Origin of the sequence: Anaerobiospirillum succiniciproducens DSM 6400 (genome assembly GCF_000482845.1) — a bacterium.
GTDB classification, from domain to species: Bacteria; Pseudomonadota; Gammaproteobacteria; order Enterobacterales; family Succinivibrionaceae; genus Anaerobiospirillum; species Anaerobiospirillum succiniciproducens.
In genome coordinates, this window is record NZ_AXWV01000018.1 from 24087 (window position 1) to 38044 (window position 13958).

A 13958-nucleotide genomic window follows, 5' to 3' on the forward strand; every position below is an offset into this window, starting at 1 on the left:
ATGAGATGTGTGTGATCTGATTAGGGGGCCTTATGGAGCTCTTTACTTCAATGTCCGATGGTATGCAGTTTTTCGTGCAAATCATCGTTGTTCTAGCCTGTTTATTCTATGGCGCTAAAAAAGGCGGTTTAGCACTTGGTATGCTCGGTGGTATCGGCATCCTGGTTCTGATCTTCGTTTTCCACATTCAACCAGGCAAGCCTGCTATCGACGTTATGATTACCATCTTAGCGGTAGTAGTTGCCTCAGCTACACTGCAGGCTAGCGGTGGCTTAGATGTAATGCTGCAGATTGCAGAAAAGGTTTTACGTAAGAATCCTAAGTACGTAACCATCATCGCTCCATTCATCACCGGCTTCTTAACCATGCTCTGTGGTACTGGCCACGTGGTTTATACCATCATGCCGATTATTTATGACATCGCTATTAAGAATGGTATTCGTCCTGAGCGTCCAATGGCAGCCTCTTCCATTTCATCACAGCTTGCCATTATTGCATCCCCTGTATCAGTAGCAGTTGTTTCACTGTCTGCTTTCTTACTAGCCTCTGATCACAAGATCCCTGGATTTGACGGCTACTTAGACCTGCTTGCTGTAACCATTCCTAGCACCTTATTTGGTATCCTCTGCATTGGTATCTTCAGCTGGTTTAGAGGTAAGGATCTTGAGGACGATAAAGAGTTCCAAGAGAAGCTCAAGGACGAAGAGTTCAAGAAGTACGTATATGGTGATTCTAAGAGTCTTTTAGGCGTAAAGCTGCCTAAGTCTAGCTGGCTTGCCATGTGGATTTTCTTAGGCGCTATTGCTGCTGTGGCTGTGGTTGGTGCCTCTAATGACATCAAGCCTTCATGGGGTCAGAAGATGGCCTATGAGACCACTATAAGCGCCGATACTCCACTGCGTTGGACTTCTACTGGCTCAAATAAGGGTGAAATCAACCTTAAGGCATTAGGCTTTGATCAAGAGTCTGATCACGGTGCTGATAGCAAGTTCAAAGAGGCTATCAAGGATGGCACTATCACTGCTATCCCACTTAAGGACAAGATGGGTAATCCTGATATTAAGTACATCTCTATGGTGCATGTAATTCAGGCCTTTATGTTACTTGCTGGTGCCTTAATCATCATCTTTACTCCAACTGAAGCCAAGAAGATTGCCTCTAACGAAATCTTTAAGTCAGGTATGATTGCTCTGGTTGCTGTGTTCGGTATTTCATGGATGGCTGACACCATGTTCGCTGTGCACACCCCAATGATGAAAGAGTTCTTAGGTGACATCGTTAAAGAGCACCAGTGGACCTACGCTATCATGCTGCTGTTAATCTCTAAGTTCGTTAACTCACAGGCTGCTGCATTAGCCGCTTTCGTTCCAATCGCCTTAGGCATTGGTGTAGAGCCAGGCATCATCGTAGCCTTTGCTGCAGCATGTTACGGCTACTACATTCTGCCAACCTACCCATCAGACTTAGCAACTATCCAATTCGATCGTACTGGTACTACTCGCATTGGTAAGTTCGTAATCAACCACTCATTCATTCTTCCAGGTCTGATTGGTGTAGGCTCTTCATGCGTATTTGGCTACATCTTAGCTACCTTATTTGGCTATATCTAATACTGCAAACCTCTAAAGCTTATGCTTTAACAAGCTAAGCTAGAACCATAACCTTAAAGCCCTATTCCCAAGCAATAGGGCTTTTTTTTATGCGCAAAAGCCTAGTCTTTACTACTGCACCATACCCCTAGAGTTCCTGCTATAAAGACTAATAGTCACGTATAATCACTAAGACGCTCAGCACCCTTGTGTTAGTACGCAATGCTCTAACCAGCGTTAGTAAGCAATGCTTAACCTGCAAATGACCATCTACAATGGCCTCAATAAAGCTGCTACGTGTGCACATATGTCATCTTTGCATGCAATGGATGCGTAGTGTATAAAGCAGTTAGTTGATGCGGCTAATAGCCTTCGCTGCCAGTTGATGCGGCTAATAGCCTAGAAGATCTTTGACACAGCTAGTAGCTTTAGGTGGCTTTTAGCGTTTAAGGCCTTTTGATGAATAGTAAGCGCTTGGAAAAGTGAGGGCACTTTGAGCCTGTGATAAGAGCAATAGCCCGTTGTCGGTGGGATCGAGGAAGAATGGTGGCTTGTGTTTAGGGTATAAATTAGACGGAGTTATGGCGTGCATAGGCAGCCAAACATATTTTGAAATTTTGGAGTGTCTATAAATGACAAAAGCCTTGTTCGTGCAAACAAGGCTCTTGGCAGGCTCAAAATTTGAGCCATAAATGACCGCAGGCATGAGTCTGCGGCCTTAACAGGAATTAAACCTGTCTGACTGTTAAACCTTCTCGCGGATACGAGCAGCCTTACCAGTACGTGAGCGTAAGTAGTACAGCTTAGCACGACGAACGTCACCACGACGGGTAACCTTAACAGAAGCGATCATTGGGGAGTGAGTCTGGAAGACACGCTCAACACCCTCGCCAGAAGAGATCTTGCGAACGGTGAAAGAAGAGTTTAAGCCACGGTTACGCTTAGCGATAACGTTGCCTTCGAAAGCCTGCAGACGGGTCTTGTCGCCTTCTACTACACGTACTTCAACACGAACGGTATCACCTGGGTTGAATGCAGGGATGTCCTGACGAAGCTGCTCTTTCTCAAGCTGGTCAATAATTGGATGGCTAGCCATTTTTTACCTACCTAAAGTAAATTCTTCTAATCCTTGAGCTGTTTTTGCTCAAGGTATTCGTCTAAGAGCTTTTGCTCTTCACGATTTAGTAATCTTGACTGCAATAAATCAGGACGCCGCTCATATGTACGGGCTAATGCCTGCTGCAATCGCCAACGACGGATCTTTTCGTGATTGCCGCTCATTAACACCTCAGGAACTTCCATCCCGTCGATAACTTCAGGACGAGTATACTGAGGAAAGTGCAACAATCCGTCGGCAAAAGAATCCTCATGCGCGTTACGTATATCTCCTAGAACTCCAGGAACCATACGTGATACCGCATCGATGACACACATAGCAGGGATTTCACCACCCGAGAGCACGTAGTCACCGATTGAGACCTCCAGATCGACTTCTTTCTGAAGGATACGCTCATCTATTCCCTCATAGCGTCCGGCTATAAGGATTAACGAACCCCAGTTATGGAATCGCGTGACCAGTGAGTGGCTAAGACGTTCTCCTTGCGGAGACATATAGACGACTTTTGTTCCCTCAGGTGCTCTTTGTCGAGCTGCGCTGATTGCATCTCGTAACGGCTGTACTTTCATAAGCATACCTGGACCGCCGCCATATGGCTTATCGTCCACGGTTTGATACTTATCTAATGTGAAGTCTCGAGGATTCCAAACGTTGACCTCTATAAGGCCACGTTTGACAGCTCGTGACGTTACACCTGAATTACATACAGCACTGAACATCTCAGGGAAGAGCGATATTACACCAAACCACATATTTAAATCCTGTAAAGGTACCAGCATTGCTGGCGTTTAAACTCTTATTTGTCCTTTCAGGAGCGGTTTAGTAATCTTCGCCCCACTCAACCCGGATTGTCTTTGCATCGAGATCGACATGCGTAACAATCGGGCCTTTAACGTAAGGAATTAACCTCTCACGAGGTCCACCTTTCGTTTGGTCAGAGGGAGACACTACCATATAAGGAGCAGCTCCTTGATCCACAACCCTCGAAACAACTCCGAGGTTTACATCATCAAGACCGATGACTGTGCATCCTTCGAGGTCTACTAAGTAGAACTCGCCGTCTTGAAGTGCGGGCAAGCTTGAGCGCTTGATCCCGATATCCATGCCAGTAAGAAGCGCTGCTTCTTCCTTGACATTGACCGCATCTAGCTTAACTATAAAGCCGTCAGCATGCGGTTTCCAAGCTTCTACCTGAACCTCACGCCATTCTTCTCCACGCCGACGAATATACCATGGCGAGTAGTCAAAAAGGTTTTCAGGTTGCTCGGTAAAGGACTGAACTCTTAAGTAGCCCTTTAAGCCATAAGTAGAGCCTAGTCTACCCATGGAGCGTGGTGCATCATCGACCATTAGTCGGGTAATGCTTTATTAAGCTTCAGCAGGAGCTTCTGCAGCAGCAGCCTCAGCGGCGGCAGCAGCGGCCTCAGCCTCAGCCTTTGCCTTACGAGCAGCTACAGCCTTCTCGTACTTTGCAGTCTTGTAAGCTGCAACAGCCTCAGCGCCCATTTCCTCGTCCTTGATTAAACGAGCAACGCGGTCAGATGGCTGAGCACCTACACCCTTCCAGTAGTTAACGCGCTCCATGTCTAACTTGAGACGGACTTCCTTACCACGAGCGATTGGGTTAAAGAAACCAACCTCTTCGATGAAACGACCGGTTGCTGCAAAACGAGAATCAGCAACTACTACGTGATAGAAAGGACGCTTCTTAGCGCCAGCACGACGTAAACGAATGACTACCATTTCGTAATTAACCTATTTTAAAGTTCAAGCTGAGAGGTGCATAAGGACTAAATCGTTATGCGCTTCAGCCAAGATATCAATACAGAAGTGCGATTTTACATCTTTTCTCACAAAAATCAAGATCAAAGACGCATTTTTTGGCCTTTCTCCTATCAATCCCCTAATGCTTATGCTAACTAAGCTGTGATCTTGCCTTTTAATCATCGCACTGATGGAGCTTAAAACGCATAAACATAGCCTTTGTTGACCCATCGCTCTATGATCTTGATCCTAGTGACCGAAAGTTTAGGGATCTTACGTTGATGTACGCTTCATGATCTTGTGGTGATCTTATATGGCGACTGTATATAAGCTGCCTTTAGTGGATATAAAAAAGGCAGCCATATTTAGCTGCCTTCTTTTTTCAGTATAGATGTGCGCTCAAGTTTGTCATCTTGTAGCGAGGATTTACGCATCTATAGTGGTGATCTTTTCATCTAGCCTAACGCTTAAAGCCACCGCCACCCATTGGAGGCAGGCCACCGCCGCCCATCATGCCGCGCATCATACCACCAGCGCCCATCATACCGCGCATAGTGTTCATGATACCCTTCATGCCACCACGCTTGAACATCTTCATTGCCTTTTGCATCTGTTCAAACTGACGTAAGAGCTGATTTACATCACTTACATCTACACCTGCACCTGCAGCGATACGCTTTTTACGTGATCCCTTTAAAAGGTCAGGGTGATTTCGCTCCTTTGGAGTCATGGATAGGATGATAGCTTCAGTATGCTTGAGCTGATCATCAGTGACCTTGGAGCCAACTTTTTCTAAGAGCTTGGCACCACCTGGCAGGTTACTAATGATGTCATTCATCGAACCCATCTTCTTCATCTCACGAATCTGATCTAAGAAGTCTTGAAGAGTAAAGGTTTCACCCTTCTTCAACTTATTAGCCATCTGTTCGGCCTTAGCAAGATCGGTCTTACGTGACATCTCTTCAACTAATGAGAGCACGTCACCCATGCCAAGGATTCTAGAGGCGATACGGTCAGGATGGAAAGGCTCCAAAGCTACAACCTTTTCACCCATACCGATGAACTTAATTGGCTTACCAGTGATCTGACGAACAGACAGAGCAGCACCGCCACGAGCGTCACCGTCAGCCTTAGTTAAAATGACACCGGTTAAAGGCAGAGCTTCAGCAAAAGCTTTAGCGGTATTGGCTGCGTCCTGACCGGTCATGGAGTCAACCACGAACATGGTCTCGGTAGGCTCACAGATAGCGTGAAGCTCTTTAACCTCGTTCATCATCTCTTCGTCTACTGCAAGACGACCTGCAGTATCGATAATCAGAACTTCGGTATAACGACGCTTAGCCTCAGCCATTGCATCTTTAGCAATTTGCTGAGGAGTTGAGGTTGGGTCAGATGGGAAAGAATCAACGCCAATCTCTTTAGCTAAAGTATGCAGCTGATCAATAGCGGCTGGACGGTAGGTATCAACAGATGCCACCATCACAGTCTTCTTTAAGCGCTCTTTGATATATAAAGCAAGCTTACCTGCTGAGGTAGTCTTACCAGCACCTTGAAGACCAGCAAGCAAGATTACTGCAGGAGGCTGGTGGGCAATATTAAGTTCGCTATTAGCTGCACCCATAGTCTCGGTGAGCTGATCGTATACGATCTTAACGAACTCTTGGCCTGGTGTAAGACTAGTGCTTACTTGAACGCCTAAGGCACGCTCTTTAACTTTAGCAGTAAAGTCTTTAACAACGCTCAGAGCTACGTCCGCCTCAAGCAGGGCAGTTCTTACTTCACGTAAAGTGCTTTGAATGTTGTCTTCGGTAATACGACCCTGACCTGAGATATTTTTCAGGGTGCGATTAAGTCTTTCGGATAAATTCTCAAACATCGAGGTACTATCTTCCCGAAGTTAGAAGTATTAACAAAACCGTGTACTCAAACGCCTGCTTTAGTAGCAAGCGATCTGGCTTAAACACATTGTGCAACGGTGTTCTTATTACTTAAGAATGAAACTGTAGACGTCATTTGCTACAAGATAGCTAGACTATAGCCACTCACTTTTGTCAGTTACTAATGCAACTGCATGTAGTTTAACCACTCAACAAAACTAAGCTGAATATATGAGTGCGTACTTAGAGCGTGACATACAAATGACGTGATCTTATGCCCCTTAACTTACCGCTAGTAAAACTAAGTCTTACGTAAGATCAAGATCGTAACGGATCTCATTGGCCGGGCAAAAGCCGCTCATCATTATACACTGATGGCCTATATATCCCAAACTACGCCTAATAACGGAGCGAGTAATCGCTGCATTTTGCTTAATTAAGTATCTACTTTTTTATTTATCGCGTAAAACACTATTGATGGGAGGTACCTTTATACACACCAGGCATGAGATAAACAGTGCCTATGATCGCTCTAAGAATGTGAAATGATTTTATTCTTTTAGATGTGGATGCAGTGATCTTTGTAAGGAGGAATTTTAGAAAAGATCTGATGGAAGTGTTAGTTTTTTCATGCCTATAAATAAATAATCCCGCAATGCATGAACATTACGGGACTCAGAACAAAAACAACTAACTATTGGCAGAGCAAAAGCTCCGCTCTACTTTCACAGGCTTACGCCTTTGAAACTTTTTTATGGCTAAGGCCTAAATATCGTAGAAGCCGTCACCCTTGGCACGAGCAATAATGTTTGGAGGCATCATCTTCTGCATTTCATTTTGCAGATAGGTACGCTTTGTCTTCTCGTACTCGTTGAAGTATAGAGAATGGTAGAGCCATGAATATGCTTCTTCATAATAGGCAGGAGCGCCTAAGCCACGGACAAGCATATCGGCCCACTGCAGACGTGCAGTTCGAGAGCCTAAAGAAGCTGCAGCTCTCATCAGAGTAACTGCTTTTTCCTTGCTATGTGGTACTAAGTAACCACGCTCGTGGAAATCGGATAAACGGATCATTGCTGGCGCATAAGCATGGTCAACTGCTTTCTTGATGTAATCAAGACCAAGCTCGACGTCCTGCTTTACGCAAGTTCCAGTAATCAGCATATCACCCCAGACGTACTCGAATGCAGGCATACCTACGATACGGGCACGGTCTTCAATATCAGGAGTGAACTGACACTTATCACGCTCACGAATCACCTTCATGTAAACGCCGCTCTCAACATAGGTGTTGAGCTCGTCTACGGTGTATACGTTAACGTTTGAGTTATCGTCTTTGTACTTCTCAAGTGTGCTTTCAATTGCCTTGCGTGCTGCTAAAGCTTGAGTGTCAGTAACCTTATCGTATTCTGACGACACGCTAGCGTAAGCAGAACTTGAGAGGGCAGCCATAAAGGCCACCGCTAAAGCTAGGGGCTTTCTCATAAGTAATCCTTGCCAATAGTTTAATAGTTGTTGTTCTTACCTATTCTATCGCCAAATCGTTGCCGTTTTTTCATACTTTTTGCCAAAAAAGGCAAAATTTTCCTCTACACTTTACAAAAAGCGCTTATTTATAGGGTTTAGAGCTATTGCACCACAAAAGAAAAAAGAGCTTCAATAGTTCCAACAATACAAGTTTTTAGCTTATGTCAGTGCTTTTGTGAAATGTTAACCGCGATAAGGCTACTTTTTGCCCTTCCAAAAAAACCAATAACTAGCCTCTGTAGCTCTGATCTTTTGATCTCTAAATGCCGCAACAAAAATATACAATGCCTTGCCCTATGAGGCTCTCAATACCGATACTAGCCAATATTGTTCTGATCTTTATACCCACAATACCAGCGGTGATCCTATACCCATCCGTGATCCTTTGATCCACGATCTTAAAAAGCATCTGATCTTGAAGCGACGTACACAAAGCTCCCAACTACGCCCATACTGCGATCTTTTATTGATCCTCATAAAGAAGCAAAGCGCTTATTTGTGCGCCTTTACCTCATAGCAAGCTCCACAATCCTCATTAAACGATCTTAACATCATCATCTAGATTGGCGTACTAATTTGAGAGCTCAACGCTCGTTAAGCGGTGATCGTGCGATCTTTGTATGATCTTCTAATAGATACACACGCGTGATCTTGATCGTGGGCACATGTATGGCAATCAGGCATAAAAAAAGGAAGCACATGGCTTCCTTTTTTTTAATTTAGCTGTTTGATACAGCCTTAATTTAAGTAGGATTACTTGTTCTCAGCAACCCACTTCTGACCGAACTCAACACCCTTCTTGATGTTGCCTTCTAATACAGACTTAGCCTCGTCAAGGCACTTCTGCTCGTAGTCAGAAACTGGGCCGAAGTCGATAACGCGCTTCCAACCCTCGGTGCCGAACTCAAGACGCTGTGCGAAGAACTGGCCGTACTTTGAACCGCCCTCAACATAGCCGTACTCGGTAACACCTGGCTCACCAGCTAAGCCACGGCCTACCTTCAGAGCAAAACGAGCACCTGCTAAAGCCATGGACAGGGTAGCAGAACCTGCACCAGCCTTAGCCTCAACAACCTCAGTACCAGCTTCCTGAATACGCTTGGTCAGCTGCTCGATACGCTCCTGAGAGATGGTCTCGTAGCCGAGAACCTTGGAGAGTAATGGGAGGATGGTGTTGCCAGAGTGACCGCCGATTACTGGAACCTGCATGTAAGCCTTGGAGAGGCCTAACTCTTCAGCAAGGAAAGTCTCGGAGCGGAGAACGTCTAATGCAGAAACACCGAATAAGCGGTGTGGATCGTATACACCCTCAGACTTTAATACTTCAGCTGCGATAGGTACAGTTGAGTTAACTGGGTTGGTGATGATGCAGATGCAAGCCTTAGGGCAAACCTTGGCGCAGTTCTTAACTAAGTTAGCGATGATGCCTGCGTTGATGTTGAATAAGTCATCACGGGTCATGCCTGGCTTACGTGCAACACCTGCTGGGATAACAACAATGTCAGCACCCTCAAGTGCCTTAGGAAGGTCATCACCAGTGAAGCCCTTTACGCAAACATCGGTAGGGATGTGGCTTAAGTCAACAGCAACACCTGGAGTGAAAGGAGCTACGTCATATAAAGACAGAGCTGAGCCAGCTGGTAATTGGGTCTTTAAGATTAAAGATAATGGCTGGCCAATACCACCTGCTGCACCTAAAACGGCAACCTTCATTTTTATATCCTCATGCGTAAAGCAAGCCGGAATTTGACGATCTCGCTCTGAACTATGAGCATCTGATCTATACCTGACTAAAACACAGCCCTTATTACGCTTATAGGTTGTGAACATCAAGCATCCCGGACTCCGGTTAAAATCTGTTTTTGCAGTTATACAACGCAATGTGCGTATTGAGCACAGTTCTTACTGCAAATTTGCTAGAGGGCCATATTGTCAGTTGCTTTTAGCAGCTGATAAGAGTTATTGCCCGCTGCAATTCTCCATTTTAGCAAAACATACCAAAGCTGCTTCTTATTTTTCCATTCTTTGTTGAACTTGTGCGCACCCTCAATTTTTTAGCGCTTTACTGACATGGCCGCAACCATAAACGCACCATTTCTACCGCTCATTGCCCTATGATCTTGACGCTTTGCATGAATTGTCACTGCAAAATTTGCAAACTATCCACCAACCATGCCCAAAACTATTCAACTCTAAGCCATAAGATCACCCTCGTAATACAGATGCACTTATTAATCTGCTCAAAGATCAAATCATAAAAAAAGCCGCCTAGATCTAACTTGTTAGTGCAAGCAAGACATAGGCGGCGCATATGCTCTAATCATCTGATGCCATAGGCTTAGCTTATAAAAAGTTCATGCTCAATATTTGTAATCAAGTATGAACCTCTCAAGTAAAGCCGTGCTCAGGGCAACTGAGCTTCGTTTGGTATTAGACCTGAGCGAAGTTTAAGAGCTTGTAAAGAGTTTGCTCATTACCACTTAAGCATTCAGTGAGCTTAAAGTACTCTTCCTTAGTTGGAATGTAACCTAAACGAGCACATACAGCACACAGCTCAGCAGAAGCTAAGTATACCTGTGAGCCCTTACCTAAACGGTTAGGGAAGTTACGGGTTGAGGTTGAGATTACAGTGGCATTCTCTGCAACGTGAGCCTGGTTACCCATACATAATGAACAGCCTGGCATCTCCATACGAGCACCAGCTCTTACGAAGGTTGAGTATAAGCCTTCAGCACGCAACTGAGACTCGTCCATACGGGTTGGAGGAGCCATCCAGAAGCGGCACTTGCTTTCCTGAGACAGGCCATTAAGGATAGAGCCTACAGCACGGTAATGACCAATATTGGTCATGCATGAGCCAACAAAGATCTCGTCGAGCTTAGTACCAGCGCACTCGCTTAATGGGTAGGCTGCATCAGGATCGTTTGGCACGCAGAGCACAGGCTCATCAATCTCGTCCATGTTGATCTCAAGAATTGCAGCATACTCACAATCTGCATCAGCCTGAATGCGTGATGGGTTAGCAATAAACTCATCCATAGCTGCAGCTCGGCGCAGCAGTGCATCCTTATCCTTGTAGCCCTCTTGAGCCATTTCCTTTAATAAAGCTGAGTTGCTCTTTAAGTAAGCACATACGCTATCTAAGTTCAGATCAATAGCGCATGCTGCAGCTGAACGCTCAGCAGAAGCATCAGCAAGCTCAAAGGCGTGCTCTACAGAAAGATCCTCAAGACCTTCAATCTCGAGAATACGACCTGAGAAGACGTTGATCTTGCCCTTCTTATCTAAGGTGAGCATACCCTGCTTTCTAGCAAAGTAAGGGATGGCATGAACTAAATCACGCAGAGTAATACCTGGCTTACGAGTACCAGTAAAGCGTACTAATACAGACTCAGGCATATCTAAAGGCATCATACCTGTTGCTGCAGCAAAGGCAACTAAGCCAGAGCCAGCTGGAAATGAGATACCTAAAGGCATACGGGTATGGCTATCACCACCAGTACCAACAGTGTCAGGCAGACACATGCGGTTTAACCATGAGTGAATAACACCATCACCAGGACGCAGAGCTACACCACCACGCTCAATCATGAACTTAGGCATGCTCTTGTGGTTTTCTACGTCTACTGGACGTGGGTAGGCGCAGGTATGACAGAATGACTGCATCACTAATGGAGCAGTAAACTTAAGGCATGCTAAGTCCTTAAGCTCATCACGAGTCATTGGGCCAGTAGTATCCTGAGAACCTACGGTAGTTACCTTAACCTCAACGTACTGACCAGGACGAACACCCTCAAGACCACAAGCACGACCTACGATCTTCTGAGCACGGGTAAAGCCCTTCTTGCTTTCACTTGAGCAAGTGCTGCTTTCTTTGGCAAAGACATCAGGTAAGTCCTTACCTAAGAACTCACAAGCACGCTTGGTAAGCGCACGGCCAATAATAAGAGGAATACGGCCACCAGCTCTTACCTCATCAATGAGGCTTGGACGCAGGCTAAAGCTTGCTGCTACTTCACTTTGACCTTGCTTAGTTACAGTGCCTTTGTCGAAGTTAACTTCAATGACATCGCCAGTATTGAAAGCTGAAACATCAAGCTCAATTGGCAGAGCACCTGAGTCTTCTAAGGTGTTATAGAAAATTGGGGCGATCTTACCGCCTAAAACTAAACCACCAGCTTTCTTGTTTGGAACACCCTCGATCTCATCACCAAAGTGATAGAGAACAGAGTTAGTGCCAGACTTACGTGAAGAACCAGTACCAACCACGTCACCAACAAAGACTACTGGTAAACCTTTAGCCTTTAAGGAGTTAATGAGTTTAACTGGGCCAGTTACACCCTCTTCATCTGGAGTTAAACCATCACGAGAGTTTTTGAACATGGCCAGTGCGTGTAGTGGGATATCTGGACGTGACCATGCATCAGAAGCAGGTGAGAGATCGTCGGTGGTGATCTCGCCTGTAACCTTAAATACGGTATAGCTACGGGATGCAGGCAGAGCATCACGTGAGGTAAACCATGAAGCGTCAGCCCAACGGCTAATCAGCTCTTTGGCATTTACAGATCCTTCTTTTGCAAGCTTAGCCACATCATCAAAGGCATCGTAGATCATGAGAGTGTGCTCAAGTGCATCTACGGCATCTTCGCCAAGCTCTGCATCATTTAAAAGAGAGATCAGCGGGGCAACGTTGTAGCCGCCTTTCATATTACCAAGCAGCTCTACAGCCTGCTCTGGGCTTACTAATGGACTCTCAACTTTGCCAAAAGCAACTTCAGATAAGAACTCAGCCTTAATCTTGGCGGCCTCATCCACACCAGGTGGAATACGGTTAGCCAGAAGATTAAATAAAACGGTCTCAGAACCTGCTGGCGGATCCTTTAACAGTTCAATAAGCTCACTAACCTCAGAGCTGTTCAATGGCAGCGGCTCAATGTGCTGACGTGCTCTCTCATTAGCTTTTAGGAAATAGTCGGATAAATACTCTTGAGCCATAGTGCCCCTCATCCCCCTGAAATCTGTGAATAACTGCAATCTCAATGTGAACAGAGATCAAACAGTCAAATTATCTAGACAAGTCTAGCCAACTTTTTGCGGCTACAACTTAGTGCACCACATTAATGCAATATATTTTCAGCCTCTACCATCTTGCACCAGATCAGTAATAAAGCCTAGCAAGCTCACTTAACAGCGCTCATTAGCCTACCAATCTCTAACAGATGGTGTTGAATGCTACTAGTGCAACACGCCGATGCGGCTATAGCTATACCGTGGAATGCTAGTCGTGCGGCACGCCGATGCGGCTGTAATCAAAGTAAGGGCCTGGATCAGTCTTGCGGGTTGGAGCTACCTCTGAATGAGAGGCTATGCGATCTCCAATGAGAGGGTATGCCTCTTTTATGAGTGGAAGAATCTGATTTAAGGCAGCATATTGCGCATCGGTATAGACGTCGCTATCAGTGCCCTCAAGCTCGATACCAATACCAAAGTCATTACACTCTAGCTGGCCTTTATAAGAACTTCGCCCTGCATGCCAGGCACGATCTAGGAAGGATACGTACTGAGTTATGAGACCGTCACGGTTGATAAAGAGGTGGGTGGATAGCTCCATATTACAAATATCTTTGAAGTATGGATGATCCTCACCATGCAAGGAGTTAGTAAAGAGCTGATCTACATATGGACCACCGTACTGAGCTGGTGGTAGCGAGATGCAGTGCATGACAATCATGGAAATCTCGCCTTTTGGTCTCTTATTGAAGTTCGGGGTAGGAACCTGCCTTATGCCCTCTCCTTCAAGCCATCCTGATACTATCCTCATGCACCCTCCAAGCTAAAATCCTTTAGTAAACTTAGTCTTGAGCATAAGCCCGATTGCAACTTATGACAAGATTTAGGCAAATGCCACTGCTAGTAAGTCGAATATCTGTGGTGCTTGGATAAGGAAGGCCTTATTGGATGGCAGAACTTTGAGATACTAAATCGATATATAGCCTAATGTTTGGTCAGTATTAGGCTCAAGGTGAGCGTGGCTTGGGAAAACTTGGTGGGTAAAAACAAAAACCGCCTTAGCACTTTGAGGCG

9 protein-coding genes and 1 pseudogene are annotated in these 13958 nt (G+C 45.4%); 1 reads left to right on the plus strand and 9 read right to left on the minus strand.

Annotated features, from left to right (window positions below; translation table 11 throughout):
* The first annotated feature begins 32 nt into the window (after positions 1-32).
* On the plus strand, positions 33-1610 hold the full coding sequence (locus tag H524_RS0102655) for an anaerobic C4-dicarboxylate transporter (RefSeq protein WP_027939113.1): 1578 nt from the start codon (positions 33-35) through the stop codon (positions 1608-1610).
* A gap of 724 nt (positions 1611-2334) precedes the next feature.
* Here H524_RS0102655 and rplS read toward each other — a convergent pair.
* From rplS to ampD, 9 genes and pseudogenes are all read right to left on the minus strand, one after another.
* Positions 2335-2685, minus strand: a complete 351-nt coding sequence (gene rplS / locus H524_RS0102660) for a 50S ribosomal protein L19 (RefSeq protein WP_027939114.1) — start codon at positions 2683-2685, stop codon at positions 2335-2337.
* Positions 2686-2711: 26 nt separating this feature from the next.
* Positions 2712-3458, minus strand: coding sequence for a tRNA (guanosine(37)-N1)-methyltransferase TrmD (trmD, locus tag H524_RS0102665; RefSeq protein WP_027939115.1), 747 nt, complete (start codon positions 3456-3458; stop codon positions 2712-2714).
* A 67-nt stretch (positions 3459-3525) separates the two neighbouring features.
* Positions 3526-4056, minus strand: coding sequence for a ribosome maturation factor RimM (rimM, locus tag H524_RS0102670; RefSeq protein WP_027939116.1), 531 nt, complete (start codon positions 4054-4056; stop codon positions 3526-3528).
* 147 nt (positions 4057-4203) lie between these two features.
* Positions 4204-4449 (minus strand): annotated as a pseudogene (rpsP, locus tag H524_RS17720) (30S ribosomal protein S16); the annotation flags it as partial.
* A 481-nt stretch (positions 4450-4930) separates the two neighbouring features.
* Positions 4931-6346 (minus strand): signal recognition particle protein, encoded by a 1416-nt coding sequence (gene ffh, locus H524_RS0102685; RefSeq protein WP_027939117.1) that lies wholly within the window; start codon positions 6344-6346, stop codon positions 4931-4933.
* Positions 6347-7112: 766 nt separating this feature from the next.
* Complete coding sequence (locus H524_RS0102690; protein WP_156907519.1) at positions 7113-7832, minus strand: tetratricopeptide repeat protein; 720 nt, start codon at positions 7830-7832, stop codon at positions 7113-7115.
* Positions 7833-8627: 795 nt separating this feature from the next.
* Positions 8628-9587 (minus strand): malate dehydrogenase, encoded by a 960-nt coding sequence (gene mdh / locus H524_RS0102700; RefSeq protein WP_027939120.1) that lies wholly within the window; start codon positions 9585-9587, stop codon positions 8628-8630.
* A 717-nt stretch (positions 9588-10304) separates the two neighbouring features.
* Positions 10305-12869 carry a bifunctional aconitate hydratase 2/2-methylisocitrate dehydratase gene (locus tag H524_RS0102705; RefSeq protein ID WP_027939121.1) on the minus strand — a complete coding sequence of 855 codons (2565 nt, stop codon included), beginning with the start codon at positions 12867-12869 and terminating at the stop codon, positions 10305-10307.
* 283 nt (positions 12870-13152) lie between these two features.
* Entirely contained in the window at positions 13153-13695 is a 543-nt protein-coding gene (ampD, locus tag H524_RS0102710; protein ID WP_027939122.1) for a 1,6-anhydro-N-acetylmuramyl-L-alanine amidase AmpD, read from the minus strand.
* Positions 13696-13958 lie beyond the last annotated feature (263 nt).